Raw genomic sequence first — 17,706 nt, forward strand, 5'->3', positions numbered from 1 at the left:
ATTAGCCGCAATGCACCACTAGGGAATCGGGGGTAGCTGATCAGGATTTGGTATGAGAGAGTTTTTTTAAGCGTTGCTGAATGAAGACATAAGTTTGAGTCGGTGCAAATGGCCATTTGCACCGACAGAAGACATTGGTTTTTTGGAGTCAGATCTTTGGCAAGTGACTCTGCGCTCAGCAACTCCTTTTTTACTCACCTGCGGTCTCCCTGCGCTCAAACCTACTTCTGCACCGACTGCAGGGCCAGCATAACTTCTCCATCCATGGACTGAGGCTGAGGAGCAGTCAGGGCATAAAACAGCGCCTCATAGCGATCGATAGCGCGCTTAGCAGAGTAGTGCTCCAGGGCATACTGGCGGCCTCGCCGAGCCAGGGCCTGGGCTTTCTCAGGATGGTGATACAGGTCCAAAATACCCTTGGCCAGAGAGGTCGGATTCTCCGGTTCAACCACGATCCCGCCTCCACTTGCCATTACCACCTGGGCCGCCGTGCCGTGGGCGGGTACAGCGGCCAGGATGGGCCGCCCACAGGCCAGCAGCACCTGTGTTTTCGAGGGCATATTAAAACCCACCATGCCGTGTTTCTGCAAAATTAGCCCCACATCGGCAGCAGCCAGCATATCGGGCAGTTCGGCCCGGGGCACAAAGGGCAACAGCACAACGTTGGTGAGTCCTAGCTGTTGGCGAAACCGATCTAGAACAGCTATCTGCTTCCCTTCCCCCACAATCACCATGCGAATATCTGGGTAAGCGGTTAACGCCTGAGCGGCGCGAATCGCGGTTCTAACCCCCTGGGTCTCAGCAATGTTGCCTGTATAGAGCACCACAAATTTATCTTGCAGCCGGTGGCGGCGGCGAAATTCGCTGCTGGCCTGAGGCCGGGGGGCTATAAAGTTGACATCTACCCAATTCGCAATAGGCACCATTTTGGTGTCCGGTACTCCCTTAGCCAGCAGGTTATCGCGAAACCCCTGGGCAATCACGCTAATGCGGGTGGCGCTGCGATAAGCAAAGGTCTCCAGCAGTTCAAACAGACGAATGGCCCAGGGGTTGCTAATCAAGCCTGTCTGGACGGCAGCCTCGGGCAAAATATCCTGTAGATTAAGCACGCTGGGGCATTGAAACAGCGTCTTTAGCAAGGCTACGGGCAGGCAGGCAGGCAAAGACGGACTGGTGTTGAAAATAACATCGGGCCGCCAGCCCCGCAGGGCAGGCCACAGGCTTAGGGTAATAAAGCTTGACTCTAACAGCAGGCGCCCTACTAGCCCCCGCTGCGGGGAAGCCAGCACAAAACAGCGTTGAATAGTGACGCCATTGCGCACTTCGGTGGCGAAAAGACGGCCTCGATATTCAGGATAAATCGTCCGCTCTGGATAGTTGGGCATAGCTGTTACAACCCGCACCTGATGACCTCTGGCGGCTAGACCTTCAGCCAGCTCAGTCATCAACGGCGCAATGCCAATTGGCTCGGGGTGGTAGTTGTAAGAATAAATTAAAATACGCATGGACGACGCTTGCTCTAGAAAACCACGTACACAATGTCTGTAGGGGGGGCAAGATCTGTGTTAGGGCCGAGATTAATGAGTAAATTTAGGCTGAGATTGAGGCTACTGCCTGGGCAAAGCCCGCAGCATCTTGCTTTTACTAAGCTGAAGGCCGGTGGGATAATCGGGATGCTTTAGGATGCTGTTCATGGAAGGTTAATGTACAACCTCGGTTTACCTCATCGAAGCTTTAGCCTGAGGGCGGGCTAGCCAGCTGGGTTGTCAAGTTATTAAAAAAGCTTAGACTATCTAGTGCATTGATTCTCCAGGCGATCGACATCCCGGCCATCGGTAGATTCAGCATACCCAGGGGAGGCAATTTGGCTAATGGGTAGATCTACAGAAAAATGAGTTCTCTACTGAGGCAGGCAGATTTACAGAGCTGTGCCATCCGAAATTTTGTGTAAGTTACCGCTATGGTTTGGAATCCCCTACGGCTGCTCAAAACTCTGGTTCACTTCGATGTGGCAGGGCCAATCTCCCCAGTTTTGAAAGTCTTGCCTGGCCTTGCCGATACCGATGCCGCTAGGACTCAAATGCTAAACCCCGACGACTTAATACCCACGCCACCGCCACCCGGAGCGCGGCTGCTGGGCGGAGCAACCGATACAGTCGATGGGCTGGTCGAAACGCTGCGCTCCCTGGGATATTCAGCCGAGGCGGCTCCGTGGACTGCGGTGCCACCTGAGGCCGCCAATATCGCTCTAGTGGTATGCCAGTCGGCTAGCCCTGACCCCAACTATCAGGTTTGGATTGAAAAACTGGGGCAGATGACTACCTATCAGGAAGCTATTCTGGTTGACTTTCAGCAGCTCAACCCGGCGATCGCGGCCCTGTGGGGCAGCCTTGACGATGGGGTAATGGGCGGCGTCAGCGCCAGCCAGGTGCAGTGGCAGGACGGTCTACGGTTTGTAGGCCGGGTCTCTACCGCCAATAGCGGTGGGTTTGCCTCGATTCGCACCCGCAACATCGATCCGCCGCTCAACTTGAGCCAGTGGCAGGGCACGGTGCTCCACGCCCAAGGGGACGGCCAGCGCTACAAGTGGATTTTGCGCGACAATCCTGGCTGGGACAGCCTAGCCTACTGCCGCTCGTTTGATACCGAGGTGGATCGGGTGAGCGAGGTCAGGGTGCCCTTTTTAGGGATGACGGCAACCCGTCGCGCCCGCACGGTGCCCGAGGCCAGTCCGCTAAATCCAGCCCAGATTTACTCCATGCAGCTGATGCTGAGCAAGTTTGAGTACGACGGCGATCTCAACCCAGCTTTTCAGGCCGGTCCATTTGAGCTGTCGATGCAGCGGTTGGGCGTTTACCGCCAGGGACCGAAGCCTTTACTGGTGCTGCCCCAGGGAGGAGATGGCCTGGGCGCGCCCCTGGCGGCGGCAGGGTTAACTGGAGTGGTTCCAGCCGGGACAGGGGTTGCGGTAATTGGGGCACAAACTAAACTGCCGCCGGAGGTTAAGCCAGTGGTAGTAGAAGCCATCTTTCAGGCGTCTTATTCAGAAAATTAGCCGACTTAGAAACCGGGTGCCTCTGCCGTTTGCCAAGGTCTTGGGCAAAAGCCCAGGCACCCGGTTCCTGGACAGGGCTTTAGTAGGCCGATCGCATGTCGCCACGCTCGGCCCGGGCGCTCTCTTTGGCCTTAGCAGCGCTCTTTTTGAGGGCTTCAAGCCGCTTGATATAGCGATCGCGCTGGCGCTTCTTGGGGGTCTGCTCAATCAGGGTTTTGAGGGCGCTGCCCAGGCTTTTGTAGGCGTTGGGCAGGGTGTAGCCAAAGCGGGTGGCGATGGCGATCGCTCGTTCGTCAGCGCTGATGCTCTCTTGCAGGGTCTTTTGGTTGTTGTTGCGCTTGTAGAGCCGCCAGCTCGAAAACCCGCACAGCCCCAGGGCCAGCATGAGCAGCAAGCCGTCCTGCACCCACAGCTCGCCGACGGCCCCGCCAAGGCCAATGGCTAGGGCAGCCATTTCCCAGCCGTCGCGGGGAATGGTGTCGTTTTGAATGCGGCCCACCTCGTGCCAAAACAGCAGGTTGCGCTGATCGAGGGCTAGCTGCTCCCATTTGATGAGATCGATCTGAATTTCAACCTGGTCTTTGCCCAGTTCTTCGCAGGTGACAAGGGGCGGGGTGACATCAATAGCCGACTCCACCGTCACCCAGCTCTGGAGTTCTGGGGGCAGTAGGCTTCTCAGACGGCGAAGCTCACCCATATCGGCTCTGGCAGTGGCGGTGGCGTACGAGGTCATGGAGATTACGGGGGGTGGAAACTGCAAATTAGATTTATTTATAGATCCTACCTTAAAGCCCATTAGTCAAGGGTCGGTTATCCGTCGGATAGATAGTCTCTATGCCCTGGGCTGAGGCCTGGCGCTAAGGTTATCGCTGGGCAGCCAAGGCGAGGGAGCGATCGACGGTGGCGCTAACCGCTAGGGATGCGATCGCGCCTTCTAGCAAATCGTAACCGGCCTCCACGGCTTCGATCTGGCAGAGCCGCTGGCGCAGAGGAGCGGCTCCCTCAAAGCCCTTGACATACCAGGCCATGTGCTTGCGGGCCTGGTGAATGCCCCGCTGCCCCTTGTACTGCCACAGCAGGCCCAGATGAGTGCGAGCGCAGCGCAGCATGTCCTCCGGCGTAGGGGGGAGAGGAGCGATTCCAGTTTTGAGAAACCTGTCGATTTCGCCCACCAGGAAGGGATAGCCCAGCGTACCCCGCGAGCACATGACGCCATCGGCCCCGGTTTGCTCCAGACAGCGCACCGCCGACTCTATCGAGTTAATGTCGCCATTGGCAATCACCGGAATCGTCAGCGCTGCTTTGACCTGGGCGATCCATTCCCAGCGGGCGGGGCCGTGGTAGCCCTGGGCGCGAGTGCGGCCGTGGAGGGTGAGCATCTGCGCTCCGGCGGCTTCCATGCGGCGGGCAAACTCCACGGCGTTGATGTGGTCGTCATCCCAGCCAATGCGAGTTTTGACCGTGACAGGCACGGGCACGGCGGCGGCTACGGTACGCACGATCGCCTCGGCGATCTCTGGCTGGCGCAGCAGGGAGGAGCCACCGCCTTTTTTGGTGATTTTGTTGACCGGACAGCCCATGTTGATGTCGATGGTTTTGGCCCCTTCGGCCACGGCTTTGCGGGCGGCTTCGGCCATAAAGTCGGGGCGGCAGTCAAACAGCTGAATGCTGATGGGCTGCTCGCCATCGCCAATGTCCATGAGGTTCTCCAGCGGCCGGGCGCGGCATACCCCAGTGGCCTGCACCATCTCGGTGTAGAGCATGGAGTCGGGGGCGTAGCGCCGCACCAGCTCACGAAAGGCGCGATCGGTTACGCCGGAGAGGGGCGACTGCAATACCCGGCTGTGCACGGTGACACAGCCAATGGGGAGGGGCGATCGCAGCCGCCGCTGGAGCACAGACGATAGCGTAACCATACGGCGCCAAACCTTTTCTCCAAACCTTTTCTCTACGGCAAACGTCAGGGGGTATGGCCTGAGCACTAACTCTGGCCGCAAACCGCTAAGATCCTGCCCCACACAAATCCTGGCTGTCGGACCAAAGCCTATTTGCCCAGGGCTTGCCTAGACTGATCTTATCCCCTCAGACCACAGGCAGTAGCCGTTGCGGCCATTTTCCTTGGCGGCGTAGAGGGCCTGGTCAGCCCGCTGGAGCAAGACCTCTGTCGATAGGGCTGGGGCCGGGGTCAGAACGGCAATGCCAAAGCTGAGGGTGACATGGCCGTGCAAGGGTGAGGCCGCATTGGGAATTGCCAGGCGATTTAGATAGGCCTGGGCCTCGGAGGCCAGGGCGATCGCCCCGGCAGCGGTGGTGTTGGGCAAAACCAGGGCAAACTCCTCGCCCCCGTAGCGAGCCGCCAAATCGGCGGGGCGCTTGGTAATCTGGGCCAACAGACGGGCGATCGATCGCAGGCAGTCATCGCCGGCCAGGTGGCCATAGGCGTCGTTATACCCCTTAAAGTTATCTACGTCGGTCAGGATCAGGGCAAGGCTGCCGTGCTCTCGCTGAAGCCGCTGCCACTCCTGGGCCAGATAGCGGTCAAATTCACGGCGGTTGGCAATTTGGGTAAGCCCATCTAAATGGGCTAGCCGCTGTAGCTCATCGTTGGCCGCCTGGAGCTGCTGGTACAGGGCCGCCTGCTGTAACGCCTGGCTCAGCTGGGTAGCCACTTCTTCAATCAGTCTCAGGTCGCTGTTTTCCCACAGCTCCAAGTTGTCGGCACTAGGCGGGTGGTCAGACATGGGGCAGACCCAAAGGATTCCCTGTACCTGATTCTCAAGCCGCAGCGTCGTGGCCAGATAGGTGATTCCGTTTTGGATAACGGGCCGGGCCACATTGGGCCGCCTCCGCAGCGGGTTCGCCAGGTAGGGTAAAACAACCGGGGTGTCGTTCAAAATTAGCTGCTGCCGTAGCGACTCAGTAATCTCTAGGGGCGCTAGCGGCTCCGCCAGGGTTGGCGCTTGCATCCTCAAAACAAAGGGTACAGGCAGGCTGGCCAGGTTGTGACGCAGTAGGGTAATGCCGCACTGGGATAGGTCAAGGGCCGTGCGCAGGTGCTCTACGGTGCAGGTGAGAATGTGTTCTACGTCCAGGCTGGCGCGAATTTCATCGAGAATGTGGTTGAGCAACATCTCCTGGCGGGCCTGGTGACGGACTTGCTCAAACAGGCGGCTTTGCTGAATCGCGATCGCCAGGTGGGCCGACATCTCTTGCAGCAGCTCAATCTCATAGGTCTGCCACCGCCGCGGCTGGCGGCACTGGTGCACGATAACTAACCCCCACAGATAGCGATTCTGACCCGGCAGCCGGTGGATGATGGGTGCCACCAGGTTGGCCCGAATGCCGAAGCTGAGCAGCATGTCTCGGTAGCACTGGCTAATGTTGCCCAGGGCTGCCACATCGTTGATTTGCCCAACTCGCCCCGACCAGTATTTAGCGGCGTGCTGTTGATCAAAGCAGGCGTCTTCCACCTGGCGATGCAGCACGGTAAAGGCCTGATCGGCGGTGGCTTCGTGGGTCACAACGCCCCGCCCGCTGCGGCGAAACTGATAAATCACCACGCGATCGGCCTGGGTTTGCTGCCGTACGTCGTCCACCACCGTCTGCAAAATGGTGTCTAGATCTAGGGTGTTGTGCAGCCGTTGCAAGCTATCTTTCAGCAGTAGGGGGCGCAGAGGCTGGGTGGCGACCACCTCAATCCAGTGATCCACGCGGGCCGCTACGTCTGCCGCCAGCAGGGGATACTCTAGATAGTCTGCGCCACCCAGGGCAAACACTTGACTACGGCTGGCAGCGTCATCAAACGTACCCGCAAATATGATGGGTATAGCTGCTGTGGCGGGGTCCGCCTTGAGCCTTTGCCCCAGGAGATAGCCGGTGCTGTCAGCTCCGGCCACCTGAAGAATCACCAGGTCTGGCATCCGCTCGGCGTGGTCTCCGAGGGGCAGTAGATCTGCCTCCGAGACCACCTGCACTCGATAGCTGGCGGCAGTCAGCATCTGGGCCAGCGGCTCAGCCCGGTGGTGGGCGGTCTCTGTAACTAAAACCGTTGCCTGCTGAAGTAGCGTCATCTCTGCGATCCTCTCTCTGAGCCCTGCCAAGCCCTAAGGCGTGTCATCAATTCTTGCTAAAATCCCTATCCCATAGGCATTGCCGCGCCCGACCCAAAAAACAGGCGGGGGGCTGTAACCGCTGATTCTTAGGCCATTGGCGATTAATTGATGACAGCCCCTAGCGCGACTAAATTCAGACCCACCCCGATACCCTAGCCAGACAACCTATCTACTGTTTGCAAAACAGTAACGATTCGGTTTTATCCCTATATTTCCCTTCAGCTGTACCTTCCGCCCAGGGCATTCCGGCTGACAGAATAGAGGTCAAAGGTCCACCGGCTGACCGACCCTGCCTTGCCAATTGGCCCATGCCCCAAATGGTTAGCTACAGCCGCCCCACCAGCCAGTAGGTCATCATTTGGCCCCGGCCTTTGACGGCCACATAGCCCCGCTGCTCAAACTCAAACTGATCTTTGAGGCGCTCGTATAGTTCTGGGGTTACCTGAATGCGCTGGGCTTCTCCGGTTGCCTCCATGCGGCTGGCAATGTTAACTGTGTCGCCCCAGAGGTCGTAGGCAAACTTGCGCCGCCCGATTACTCCGGCTACCACCGGGCCGGTATTGATGCCGACTCGAATTTGAAATGTTTTGCCGTCGGGACGGGGAAACTGCTTGATGGCGTCACAAATGTCGAGGGCAAACTGCGCGATCGCAGGGGCATGGTCGTCAAACGGGGTAGGCAAGCCCCCCGCCACCATGTAGGCATCGCCGATGGTTTTAATTTTCTCCAGGCGGTGAAACTCAGCCAGCTGGTCAAACATGGAGAATACTTCGTTGAGCAGCTTGACCAGCTGGCGCGGCGTCATCTGGCTGGAGGCGGCGGTAAAGTCAACCAGGTCGGCAAACAGCACGCTGACCTGGTCAAGGCTTTCGGCAATGGTGCGGGCTCCACCCTTGAGACGCTGGGCAATGCGGTAGGGCAAAATGTTGACCAGCAGGCGATCGGCCTGCTGCCGCTGCTGACGCAGTTCGGTTTCCATCTGGCGGCGTTCGCTAATGTCGTGGACAATGCCTTCGTAGTGCAAAAAGGTGCCGCCCTTGTCCCACACCTTCCAAATGTCTTCGCTGACCCAAAAGGTAGTGCCGTCCTTGCGAAAGACCTCTGATTCAGCGTCGGTAATTTTGTCGAAGCGGTTGAGATAGACCACCAGTTCATCGCGGCGCTTCGGCTGCAAATAGATTTGGCGGCTGATGTCGGCGACGGTGTCCACCATTTCCTGGGCCGACTCGTAGCCGTAGAGACGCGCCATGGAGGGGTTAACGCTGAGCAGCTGCCCTTTGGCCGACGCTTTAAAGATGCCCACGGTGGCATTTTCAAAAATGCTGCGGTAGTTCATCTCGGCGGCAACCAGGGCCTGCTCCATTTGGGTGCGCTCCTGCACCTCCTGGATCAGCAGGGCATTTTGCTGGCTGAGCTGCTGCCGCTGCTGGGCCAGCCGCAGCTGGTTTTGCACCCGCACCAGCACCTCCTGCACGGCAAAGGGTTTGGTAATATAGTCGGTGGCTCCAGCCTGAAAGGCCTTGACTTTGTCGAGGGAATCCACCAGCGAACTCAGCACAATGACCGGAATTTCTGCGGTGAGGGGGTTGTACTTGAGCTGCTGACAGAGAGTGTAACCGTCCATATCGGGCAGCAGCAGATCGAGCAGCACGAGCCCAGGGCGAGAGGCCATGATTTGGGCGATCGCCTGCTGACCGCTTTCAGCCACTTGAATACGGTACCCCTGCTGGCTCAGAAGCCGTTGCAGCAGGCACGATGTCTCAGCATCGTCATCAACGATGACTAAATCAATGGCGGCGGGGGCATCATCCACAGCGCAGGGGCAGGACAGGCTACATCATTAGGTTTAAGCATACGGGCATTGAGCCGAAACGATGCACCGGATCGCTGCCCTCGGCTCTAGGGTAGCGTCATTACTCTATCAATGGTCAACTAGACATCGATGGTCAACTAGACCATCGGAGAGTTCCAGCAGTTGGCTGTGGGTATCTACTGGCTTGGGTATCTACTGGCTATGGATGCATACCTTAGCGCACTTTGAGGGAACCACCATGATCTCGGTAGCCTGCCACCAGCCCCTGGCGAAAGGTTACTTCACCACTGCCAAAGTGAAAGACTTCCTCGCAGTTGTTGTCATTTCGGCTAACGGCTACCGGGGTTTGACCTTCGGCCCGCAGCACATCGAGACGACTGGAACCCATGGTCCAAAACGCAGGGGTGCTCTGACCGGGCGGCAGGGGCGGCAGCTGGAGTGACACCTTCAGGTTTTGGTCAGCGTTTAGATAGCCAACGGCCTGGCCATGTTCAAACAACACCGAGCTTTTGCCGTAGTACAGCGTGGTAAAACGGTCGGAGGTGTACTGCTCCTGGCGGGTGGGCGAACCCTGAAGTTGGATGACGTCGGCTTCGGTTGACCCCAGAGTCCAGCTGCCTTTGGCCGCCGCCTCAGAGACCACGGTAGGCCCTTCGGCCAGCACCCGCAGGTTGCTATCGGCGTTGTCATACTGGCTGACATAGCCGTTGTGCAGTTCGACGATGCTATTGTCGTAGCGCAGGGTTTGCTGACAGGTATTGTTGTACTGCATGGTCTGGGAAGGGGCACCCTGGATGGCCATGACCAGGTCGCGATCGGATCCTAGAGTCCAGTAGGTCTTTTGGTCGGGGGTGCGGCTGGCGCGGGTACCGACATTGCTCTGGGCGTATTTGAGGTTGCGCGCGTACTCGGTAACTTTTGTCTGGGCGAGGGCGGCGCTGGCGCTGGTGCTGGGCACCGACTGCATATGGGCGATCGCCTGCTGCCAGAGCATAGCCACCTCAGCCCAGTCTTCGCTAAATTCTGCGGTTTGGGTTAGTTCTGCCGCGGCCATCGCCTGCTCAGCTCCCTGGCGAAAGGGGTCGTCGTGGGCCGTTGCCGCGGCGCGGTGGGGCGTCCAGGGCCACGATCGCGCCTGGGGAATAAGCAGGAAAATACTGGCCGCTGCCCCCAGACCCACCGACAGACCCACCGCGCCCCAGGTCAGCCGCTCTCGCAGGGTTTGGCCGGGGCGCTTGAGTTGAAAGGTGTATAGCGTTTGAGGCTTTTGCCCATCTAGCTCAGGGTGGCTATGTTTAGTCATAGTAATTCGTGAAGAGTATACAACCCCAGGGGTGGCCTGATAAACCAGAGGTTAAGCCAGGCTATACCTGAGACTTCCGATAAAAATAAACCCGTTGGCCATGGGAAATGGCGGAGGATGGCCCAGCCCTGACGCCTTGTCCTAAACCAGATAACTAATATAGATGTATTCAGCCAGATGGACGAATTTTTCAGTACTACTCACCCTATCGCAGGACGTTGCCCTACAATTCTAGGCTTTCTTGATTTTACGGAAGCTTATTTAAACTGCCCTGGTCGCCCCAGTTTGCACCAATCTAAAATCACCTTTTCTTGACCAAATTCCTGGATTTACACCCCTTGATTGACCCTATGGATGCCCTATCGCTGCGCTGGCAGGTGCCCCCGGCCCAGCCTTGCCCCGATCGCTGGATCAAGGCAGTGGCTGAAGCGATGCCGGGGGCGGGCCGTTGGCTCGCTCAGGTGCTGTGGCAGCGGCAGGTGTGCTCGCTCGAAGGTTTGGCGGGCTGGCTCAACCCGGCGGCCTACACCCCCACCCCCGCCAGCGAGCTGGCGGATATGGCGATTGCCACCGCCCGCCTGCGGCAGGCGATCGCCCGCCGCGAGCAGGTGGCGATCTGGGGTGACTTCGATGCCGATGGCGTCACCGCTACCGCTGTGCTGTGGGACGGGCTGGGGCAGCTTATTCCTAAGGGCGATCGCCTCAGGTACTACATCCCCAACCGCCTGGTGGAGTCCCACGGGCTGTCGCGCCGGGGGCTGGACGACCTGGCGCAGTGGGGGGCCACCCTGGTGGTAACCTGCGACACCGGCAGCACCAGCGGCGCCGAAATTGCCTACGCCGGGTCGCTGGGGATGGAGGTGATTGTGACCGATCACCACACTCTGCCTGGGGAAGATATTGGTGCGATCGCCCTGATCAACCCCCGCCGTCTGCCGCTGGAGCATCCCCTGGCGACCCTGTCGGGGGTGGCGGTGGCCTATAAGCTGCTGGAAGGCCTGTATGACTCCCTCGATGGGCGCCCCCCCCTGCCCCTAGAGCATGTGCTCGATCTGGTCGCCATTGGCCTGATTGCCGATCTGGTCGAACTGCGGGGGGACTGCCGCTACCTGGCCCAGGTAGGGTTGGCGCGGCTGCAAACCCAAACTCAGCCCCACCCGCCCTACTGCCGACCGGGGCTGGCCGAGCTGCTGACGCTGTGTAAGGCGACGGGCGATCGCCCCACCGATATTTCCTTTGGGCTGGGGCCGCGCATCAACGCCGTCAGCCGCATTCACGGCGATGCCAGCCTCTGCGTAGAGCTGCTGACCAGCCAGGAGCGCGATCGCACCAAAACCCTTGCCTACCAGACCGAGCTGGCCAATACCCGCCGCAAAGCCCTCCAGCGCGACCTCTACGATCAGGTGATGGCGCGGGTGGCCCAGGTTGATCTGGCCACGACCCGCTGCCTGGTGCTGGCCGATGAGCAGTGGCCAGCGGGCATTTTAGGCCTGGTTGCAGGGCAGGTGGCCCAGGCCCTGGGGCGACCGACAATTCTGCTGCGCATTGACCCGCCCGCCGCAGACGGCGGGCCTCGGCTGGCGCGGGGGTCGGCCCGATCGGTGGCGGGGCTGGATCTATACCAGCTGTTTCGGGCTCAGGCGAATCTGCTGATCGGCTTTGGGGGCCACCCCCTGGCGGCGGGACTGACCCTGCCAGTGGAGCATATCGAGGTGCTGGCGGCGGCGCTAAACCGCATGGTGCGCGAGCAGTTGGGGGGCGCTCAGGCTCCTCAGCCAGCGCTTGCGATCGATCTCGCCGTCACCGTGGCCGGCCTGGGCCAACCCCTGTTTCGAGAGCTCAAGGGGCTAGAACCCTGCGGTATGGGCAACCCGGTGCCCAAGCTGCTGATTCGCAACGCCTGGTTTCAGAACGTTTTTCACCGCAAGCTGCGCGATCGCCAGAACAAAGCCGTAGGATTCATCAGAACTGAATTTGAGCTGTGGGATGACGGCGCCCAGGCGGGCTTTCCCGGCGAGTGGTGGGGCCACTACCGCGACGAGCTGCCCCAGGGGCGCTGCGACGTGGTGGTAGAGCTAGACTTCAACGCCTACAAACGCTGCTACCACGTCAAGCTGGTGGATGTGCGTCCAGTGCCGAGCCAATCAGCCGGGTCAGACCCGTCGCGTCAGGCTCCGGCCATGGCTAGCCCTGCCCTGGCCACCCCCATTTTGGACTGGCGGCAGAGGGTTCCCACCGGGTCAGAGACGGTTCTGCGGGTAGAGCAGACGCCGCTGCGGTGGAGCGATTGGCAGGCCTGGCAGCGGCAGGCGGCCCAGACCGGACTGCCGCTGGCCCTGGCTTTTTCTGGGCAGACCGACTATCCAGCCCCGGCGGCGGTGTGGCAAGAACTGGTGGGCATCGCCAAGTATCTGGCCCGCACCGAGGCCGCCGTGACGCGATCGCAGCTGGCAGATCGGCTGCACCTGTCCTCCACCAGCCTGCCCCTAGGCTTGGCCGCCCTGGAAACCGCCGGCTTCAAGATCACCTGCCCGGATGAGAACAGGCTCGTGATGCGGTCTGACCCAGATCCGGCTGTGCCCGACTCAGAGCTAGTGCAGCATTTTTTAGACGTACTGCAAGAGGAGCAGTTTCGCCGCCGCTACTTTGCCCAGGTACCGGTGACGGCCCTTTCCTGATAGGGTGAGCACTGCCCATCCAAAAAACCTCGCCATGGCCGCCGACTGGTTCTATCCGTTTCCGCCCCTGATTGAGGGCACGCTGCTGTCGCGCTACAAGCGGTTTTTTGCCGACATTGAGCTAGAAACGGGGGAGGTGATTACCGCCCACTGCCCCAACACCGGACCGATGACGGGGGTCTGCCACATCGGCGGCCGCGTGCTGGTCTCCCACAGCTCCGACCCCAAGCGCAAGCTGGCCTATACCTGGGAGCTGGCGGAGGTACGCGATACGGTGCCCACCTGGGCCGGGGTAAATACGGCTTTGCCCAACCGAGTAGTGAAATCGCTGCTAGAAGCGCGGCAAATTCCAGAACTGGGGGAGTATGTCACCATTCGCCCCGAGGTGCGCTACGGTGGCGACGGTAAAAGCCGGATTGACTTTGTGATTTCTGGGGACGAGAACGCGATCGCTACCTACATTGAGGTCAAAAACACCACCTGGGCCAAGGGCACCCTGGCCCTCTTCCCGGATACGGTGACCACGCGCGGCCAAAAGCACCTGAAGGAGCTGACAGCGCTGATTCCTGCCGCCCAGTCGGTGATGCTGTACTTCATCAACCGGGGCGACTGCACCGATTTTGCCCCCGGCGACGCGGCTGACCCTACCTACGGGCTGCTGCTGCGAGAGGCGATGCTCAAGGGTGTGAAAGTGCTGCCCTGCCGCTTTGAAGTCACTCCAGCAGGAATCCGGTATTTGGGATTGGCGAATTTGAGGCTGGATTGAGTTAGCTGAGGTTGCAGAGATTTTCCAGGACCTGAACCCCACTAACGGGCTGAATAGGTGAGCGATCGCAGGGCAAAGTGGGGCAGCGCCAGCATGCGCCGCCAGCGCCAGGGCTCTTTGTAGAGTCGGTAGAGCCATTCCAGATGGTTGTCGCACATCCACTGGGGAGCGCGAGACTTTACCCCGGCCCAGATGTCAAAGCTTCCCCCCACGCCGATCCAAATGCTGTCGGGGCAGAGATAGCGGTGGTCACGAATCCACAGCTCCTGGCGAGGTACCCCCATGCCGACAAAAATAACGCTGGGCTGAAGCTGCCCTAGACGACGCGCAAACTCGGGCTGCTCCTCTGGGCTGAGGTAGCCGTGCTGGGTGCCCACTACCCTGAGGCCAGCTATCTGGCGCTGCCAGTACATCGCGGCGCGATCGGCCACGCCGGGCACACCGCCGTACATAAATATTGTTTCCTGCGTTGACAGGCGCTTGAGCACCGTGGCGGCTAGCTCAATGCCCGGAGTCCGCGCTATGCGCTGCCCCCTGGTGCGAAAATAGAGCACCACCCCAGCCCCGTCGGGAATGACCAGTTCGGCCTTGAGAATGACCTGGCGCAGGGCAGGGTTTTGGTCGGCCTGCATGGCCATTTCGGCGTTGAGGGTAACCACATGGGCACCCCGCCCCTGGCGATATTGATCTATCAACCAGCCAGCGTAGTCGGCTCGCCAGTGCACGGGCAAACCCATCACTCTCAAGATTTCTGGGGTATTTGACCGATCTGCCAACACCATGCGACCTTTCCCGATGCTCGTGTTTATTTCTCTGGGTTTCCCCTTAGGCGCTGTAAGCACCAGAGCTAGACAGTCTGACATGCGAAAGCTCGCAGGCCGCTATCCCTGTACCCTAGTACGCGCATTAACCATAGAGACCATACCTCGAAATTGAGGCAATGTGTTGCATTTCTCAACATCGAAATACGGGCTTTAACGGGGTGCCTCCAGGCTGTCTAAGGCGAGGCGGGCGCGGGCCTGAACCGCAGGAACATCATCCTGCTGGAAGACCTGAAGTAGGGAGGCAAGGATTGTCGATCGATGGGCTTCAGGGTCTATTAGGTTAGGCGCCAGGGCATGAAGCCCGGCCACAGCCGCGTAGCGAACGATCCACTCTGGGTCGACGGTGGCGTTGGTCAAGACCTCCACCACTTCCCTTTGAGCAGCGGCTGCCTGCTCAGACGCCAGCAGCGTCCAGTCGATGGTGCCTAGCCCGCGAGCGGCGGCGCGACGCACGCTGAGGGCGAAGTCTCCCTTGGCCGTGTCGAGCAGCACCGGCAGAGCTCGGGGGTCGCCAATTAGGGCCACGGCGCGAATGGCCCAGGCCCGAGCCCCATAGTTGTAGCCGTCGATCTGCTCAAGCAGGGCTGGCACGGCGGCACTCCCCAGAGAGGCCAACCCATCCACGGCGGCTACGGCGGCGCCAGGGTTGTTGTAGCCCAGGACTGTGATAAGGGTGGGAATGGCGGCGGCGTCTTGGGCCGCCGCAAGACGATTGACCGCGACTACCATGGCACCCTTAGAGTCGGCGGCTTCAACGGCCCGAATTAGCTCTGATAGTGTCGCGCCCACGCTGCTGTTAGCTTGCTCTATAACATTAACCATAGTGACTGATTGAGACTCGCAAAGGGCAATTGTGCCCTGGAGCAAACACGGCGCATTCCCTGGGCCAGTTTGCTTCCGGAAAACCTAAGCCCACACCTGGCGTTCTAACGTACTCCCCACCGAGCGCACCCGCCGCAACAGGCTGACGGGACCAACCTGACAGAGGTAGCCTTCGGCACTACAAAAGCTCATCCATTAGGGCCAAGACCTGGCGGGCCTCGTCGGTTAGCGCCGCCGCCGGAAATCCGGACTGCTTCAAATGCGATTGCAGCACGCCTTGCAGGGCAATGAGCTTGAGGCTGTTTTCGGCTAGGGTAGCGGCAATGGGTTGGGCGGCGGGCAGGTAGCCGATCGCACCCAAATCCATCATGGCCGATCGCCGCAGCTGCAAGTTGGGCTCTTGCAGGCGCTGCACCAGGCGATCGCAGTAGCTTGCCTCCCCGGTGAGCTGGTAGAGGGCGCGGGCGGCAGCATTTTGCACCTGGGGCACCTCGTGGGCTAAGAACGGGGTAATCTCTGCGATCGCGTCGGTAGCGCCCAGGGTACCCAGGGCCTCTAAAACAGCATTGTAGGGCTGTACCAGGTGGGGCTTGTCGGGCACCGCAACGGCGGCGGCAACGCCTCCGTCCAGCAACGCCCGCAAGGGTGAAACAGCCCGGACATCCCCCAGGGATTCTAGAGCCTGGGCAGCGGATTCGCGCACGTAATAGTCGGCGCAGTCTAGGCACCGAATCAGCGCCGGAACAACGGTGCGATCGCCCAGCTTGCCCAGTGCCCTAGCCGCATTGCGCCGCAGGGGATACCCCCCGTCGGGGGCGCGATCGCTCTCGTCTTCTAGCGCTAATACCAGCGCCTCAACTGCCTCAGGCTCGGCCACGCGAAAGCGACCCAGCCACCAGGCGGCATAGTAGCGTAGTCCCGTATCAACGGTCTGGCGCAGGTTCTCAATCGCCTGCTCCACTGTTAATGAAGCTCCCTCGGCGTTGACTAGCTGCTGTGGCTCCTGTTCCATACCTCAGTGCGTCACCTCAGTGCGTCTCCAGCGCTGATCCTGGCAGCCTAGTCGGCGGACAGGGGCTGAATACTGACGATCTTGCCGCCCATGCGGGTAATCCGCTGCATTTCTTCGTTCATGCGGCTGTAGGGCACCTTGATGAAGGTGCTACCGCTCTGGCGGATGGGATAGTTGTTGTTGTCGGTGGTCTCGTTTTGACGCAGCCCCTCGACTTCATAGAGGAAGACCCGATTGCCGGCGGGGGAGGTGGTCTGGCTACCAAAGGCGTTTTGAGCGAGCATAGGAAACTCTCCTGGTCGTTGCAAAATCTTGAGTGCGGTGCCTAGGCAGGGTACCCTCCAGGGGCATCCCCTGCCTAAACTCGAATTTACATGCTGGCGGGGGTAACGCTGGTCACCTTGCCACCCATGGCGTTGATCTGCTGCAGCTTGGCCGACAGCTTCTCGTAGGGCACCAGATAGGAGGTGTTGATGCGCCGTACTTTGGGATAGCGGGGCAGGTTAGCGCCCATTACCTCAATCCGGTAAACCCGGCTGTCGCTGCCGTAGGGGGTGGACCCACCCAGGGCCTGGCTGGGGGTAGCCAGCTTGTTGGCCTGAGACGACCAACCCGCAGCGGAGCTGGTGGGGCTAATGATCGACGATGAGGTGTTGCGGCCCAGCTCTCCGGCGAGGCGAGACTTTTTGCCGCCGGCCTGGGAGGTATCGCTGGTGGCGTAGCCCCGATACATTTGAAACATGCGGGTGAAGCCCACCGAGCGCTGACCAGCCTGGTAGACAAAGCTGCGATAGTAGGGCACCACATTGTCGCCAAAGTTGGCCTGGTACTCTTCGCTGTCGATGAAGGAGTCAACGTCAGCATCGTAGCCCTGGGTTTCGTAGCGATCGAGGTGCTCAACTACTTCAGATTCGTCGTAGACGGCGCGGCCCAGCAGGTGCTTGGTGTGCAGTTCAATGACGCGGGTCTGGAAGTTGCCGTAGAAAAACTTTTCTTTGTAAAGCTCGGACTTGGCCACCGCGCGGACAAAGTCACGCACGCTGATGTAGCCATTCTTCAACAGCGACTCGGCACCAACCAGGCGCTCCGATTTCATCAGATAGTCGTTGCCGAGCAGCTGGCGATATACGGCCCGAATCACTACTTCAGCATCGTCTGGAGACCAGTTGGCACGTAGCTCTATGGGCAAAGTTTCGTCGTACGCAGCGGTCCCCAGCCGGGATGCTGCCGTTGTAATAGGCACAGGATTATCCTCCTTATCAACACAGTGAGGTTGAGCTCAATCAACCCGTCAAAACAAAAACTGGCGCAGTACCCAAGG

The 17,706-nt window shown here is 59.8% G+C and carries 14 protein-coding genes; 3 read left to right on the top strand and 11 right to left on the bottom strand.

The window, feature by feature from the left end; genetic code table 11:
* Positions 1-221: 221 nt before the first annotated feature.
* Complete coding sequence (locus LEPTO7104_RS0121915; RefSeq protein ID WP_017300739.1) at positions 222-1,505, bottom strand: glycosyltransferase family 4 protein; 1,284 nt, start codon at positions 1,503-1,505, stop codon at positions 222-224.
* A 455-nt stretch (positions 1,506-1,960) separates the two neighbouring features.
* On the opposite strand from LEPTO7104_RS0121915, the gene LEPTO7104_RS37230 reads away from it, so the two are divergent.
* Positions 1,961-3,055, top strand: coding sequence for a CIA30 family protein (locus tag LEPTO7104_RS37230; RefSeq protein WP_083887108.1), 1,095 nt, complete (start codon positions 1,961-1,963; stop codon positions 3,053-3,055).
* A gap of 79 nt (positions 3,056-3,134) precedes the next feature.
* On the opposite strand, the gene LEPTO7104_RS0121925 is transcribed toward LEPTO7104_RS37230, so the two are convergent.
* From LEPTO7104_RS0121925 to LEPTO7104_RS0121945, 5 genes are all read right to left on the bottom strand, one after another.
* Positions 3,135-3,788, bottom strand: a complete 654-nt coding sequence (locus LEPTO7104_RS0121925) for a DUF3318 domain-containing protein (RefSeq protein ID WP_017300740.1) — start codon at positions 3,786-3,788, stop codon at positions 3,135-3,137.
* A 130-nt stretch (positions 3,789-3,918) separates the two neighbouring features.
* Entirely contained in the window at positions 3,919-4,971 is a 1,053-nt protein-coding gene (dusB, locus tag LEPTO7104_RS0121930; protein WP_017300741.1) for a tRNA dihydrouridine synthase DusB, read from the bottom strand.
* A gap of 147 nt (positions 4,972-5,118) precedes the next feature.
* Entirely contained in the window at positions 5,119-7,125 is a 2,007-nt protein-coding gene (locus LEPTO7104_RS41260; RefSeq protein ID WP_017300742.1) for a diguanylate cyclase domain-containing protein, read from the bottom strand.
* A gap of 367 nt (positions 7,126-7,492) precedes the next feature.
* Positions 7,493-8,980, bottom strand: coding sequence for an adenylate/guanylate cyclase domain-containing protein (locus tag LEPTO7104_RS0121940; RefSeq protein ID WP_017300743.1), 1,488 nt, complete (start codon positions 8,978-8,980; stop codon positions 7,493-7,495).
* Positions 8,981-9,194: 214 nt separating this feature from the next.
* Complete coding sequence (locus LEPTO7104_RS0121945) at positions 9,195-10,283, bottom strand: hypothetical protein (RefSeq protein WP_017300744.1); 1,089 nt, start codon at positions 10,281-10,283, stop codon at positions 9,195-9,197.
* Positions 10,284-10,633: 350 nt separating this feature from the next.
* On the opposite strand from LEPTO7104_RS0121945, the gene recJ reads away from it, so the two are divergent.
* Together recJ and sfsA are read left to right on the top strand one after the other, a co-directional pair.
* Positions 10,634-12,961 (top strand): single-stranded-DNA-specific exonuclease RecJ, encoded by a 2,328-nt coding sequence (gene recJ, locus LEPTO7104_RS0121950; protein ID WP_017300745.1) that lies wholly within the window; start codon positions 10,634-10,636, stop codon positions 12,959-12,961.
* A gap of 34 nt (positions 12,962-12,995) precedes the next feature.
* The gene (gene sfsA, locus LEPTO7104_RS0121955; RefSeq protein WP_026072957.1) at positions 12,996-13,727 is read left to right on the top strand and encodes a DNA/RNA nuclease SfsA; all 732 of its coding nucleotides are present in this window, start codon (positions 12,996-12,998) and stop codon (positions 13,725-13,727) included.
* 41 nt (positions 13,728-13,768) lie between these two features.
* On the opposite strand, the gene LEPTO7104_RS0121960 is transcribed toward sfsA, so the two are convergent.
* The 5 genes from LEPTO7104_RS0121960 to LEPTO7104_RS0121980 all read right to left on the bottom strand — a co-directional run bounded on the left by LEPTO7104_RS0121960 (position 13,769) and on the right by LEPTO7104_RS0121980 (position 17,628).
* The gene (locus tag LEPTO7104_RS0121960; protein WP_040695595.1) at positions 13,769-14,509 is read right to left on the bottom strand and encodes a WecB/TagA/CpsF family glycosyltransferase; all 741 of its coding nucleotides are present in this window, start codon (positions 14,507-14,509) and stop codon (positions 13,769-13,771) included.
* Between the two features lie 192 nt (positions 14,510-14,701).
* Positions 14,702-15,373 (bottom strand): HEAT repeat domain-containing protein, encoded by a 672-nt coding sequence (locus LEPTO7104_RS0121965; protein ID WP_017300748.1) that lies wholly within the window; start codon positions 15,371-15,373, stop codon positions 14,702-14,704.
* Between the two features lie 178 nt (positions 15,374-15,551).
* Positions 15,552-16,385: a HEAT repeat domain-containing protein gene (locus LEPTO7104_RS0121970; RefSeq protein WP_017300749.1), complete on the bottom strand. Its 834-nt coding sequence runs from the start codon at positions 16,383-16,385 to the stop codon at positions 15,552-15,554.
* A 47-nt stretch (positions 16,386-16,432) separates the two neighbouring features.
* Positions 16,433-16,669 (bottom strand): phycobilisome linker polypeptide, encoded by a 237-nt coding sequence (locus LEPTO7104_RS0121975; protein WP_017300750.1) that lies wholly within the window; start codon positions 16,667-16,669, stop codon positions 16,433-16,435.
* 86 nt (positions 16,670-16,755) lie between these two features.
* Positions 16,756-17,628 carry a phycobilisome linker polypeptide gene (locus tag LEPTO7104_RS0121980; protein ID WP_026072960.1) on the bottom strand — a complete coding sequence of 291 codons (873 nt, stop codon included), beginning with the start codon at positions 17,626-17,628 and terminating at the stop codon, positions 16,756-16,758.
* Between the last annotated feature and the right edge of the window lie 78 nt (positions 17,629-17,706).

Source organism: Nodosilinea nodulosa PCC 7104, assembly GCF_000309385.1.
Taxonomy (GTDB): domain Bacteria; phylum Cyanobacteriota; class Cyanobacteriia; order Phormidesmidales; family Phormidesmidaceae; genus Nodosilinea; species Nodosilinea nodulosa.

What these genes read in the sequence shown, in the direction of transcription:
- LEPTO7104_RS0121915 (WP_017300739.1), bottom strand. Translation starts at nt 1,505, where the DNA reads ATGCGTATTTTAATTTATTCTTACAACTACCACCCCGAGCCAATTGGC.
- LEPTO7104_RS37230 (WP_083887108.1), top strand. Translation starts at nt 1,961, where the DNA reads ATGGTTTGGAATCCCCTACGGCTGCTCAAAACTCTGGTTCACTTCGAT.
- LEPTO7104_RS0121925 (WP_017300740.1), bottom strand. Translation starts at nt 3,788, where the DNA reads ATGACCTCGTACGCCACCGCCACTGCCAGAGCCGATATGGGTGAGCTT.
- dusB (WP_017300741.1), bottom strand. Translation starts at nt 4,971, where the DNA reads ATGGTTACGCTATCGTCTGTGCTCCAGCGGCGGCTGCGATCGCCCCTC.
- LEPTO7104_RS41260 (WP_017300742.1), bottom strand. Translation starts at nt 7,125, where the DNA reads ATGACGCTACTTCAGCAGGCAACGGTTTTAGTTACAGAGACCGCCCAC.
- LEPTO7104_RS0121945 (WP_017300744.1), bottom strand. Translation starts at nt 10,283, where the DNA reads ATGACTAAACATAGCCACCCTGAGCTAGATGGGCAAAAGCCTCAAACG.
- recJ (WP_017300745.1), top strand. Translation starts at nt 10,634, where the DNA reads ATGGATGCCCTATCGCTGCGCTGGCAGGTGCCCCCGGCCCAGCCTTGC.
- sfsA (WP_026072957.1), top strand. Translation starts at nt 12,996, where the DNA reads ATGGCCGCCGACTGGTTCTATCCGTTTCCGCCCCTGATTGAGGGCACG.
- LEPTO7104_RS0121960 (WP_040695595.1), bottom strand. Translation starts at nt 14,509, where the DNA reads ATGGTGTTGGCAGATCGGTCAAATACCCCAGAAATCTTGAGAGTGATG.
- LEPTO7104_RS0121965 (WP_017300748.1), bottom strand. Translation starts at nt 15,373, where the DNA reads ATGGTTAATGTTATAGAGCAAGCTAACAGCAGCGTGGGCGCGACACTA.
- LEPTO7104_RS0121970 (WP_017300749.1), bottom strand. Translation starts at nt 16,385, where the DNA reads ATGGAACAGGAGCCACAGCAGCTAGTCAACGCCGAGGGAGCTTCATTA.
- LEPTO7104_RS0121975 (WP_017300750.1), bottom strand. Translation starts at nt 16,669, where the DNA reads ATGCTCGCTCAAAACGCCTTTGGTAGCCAGACCACCTCCCCCGCCGGC.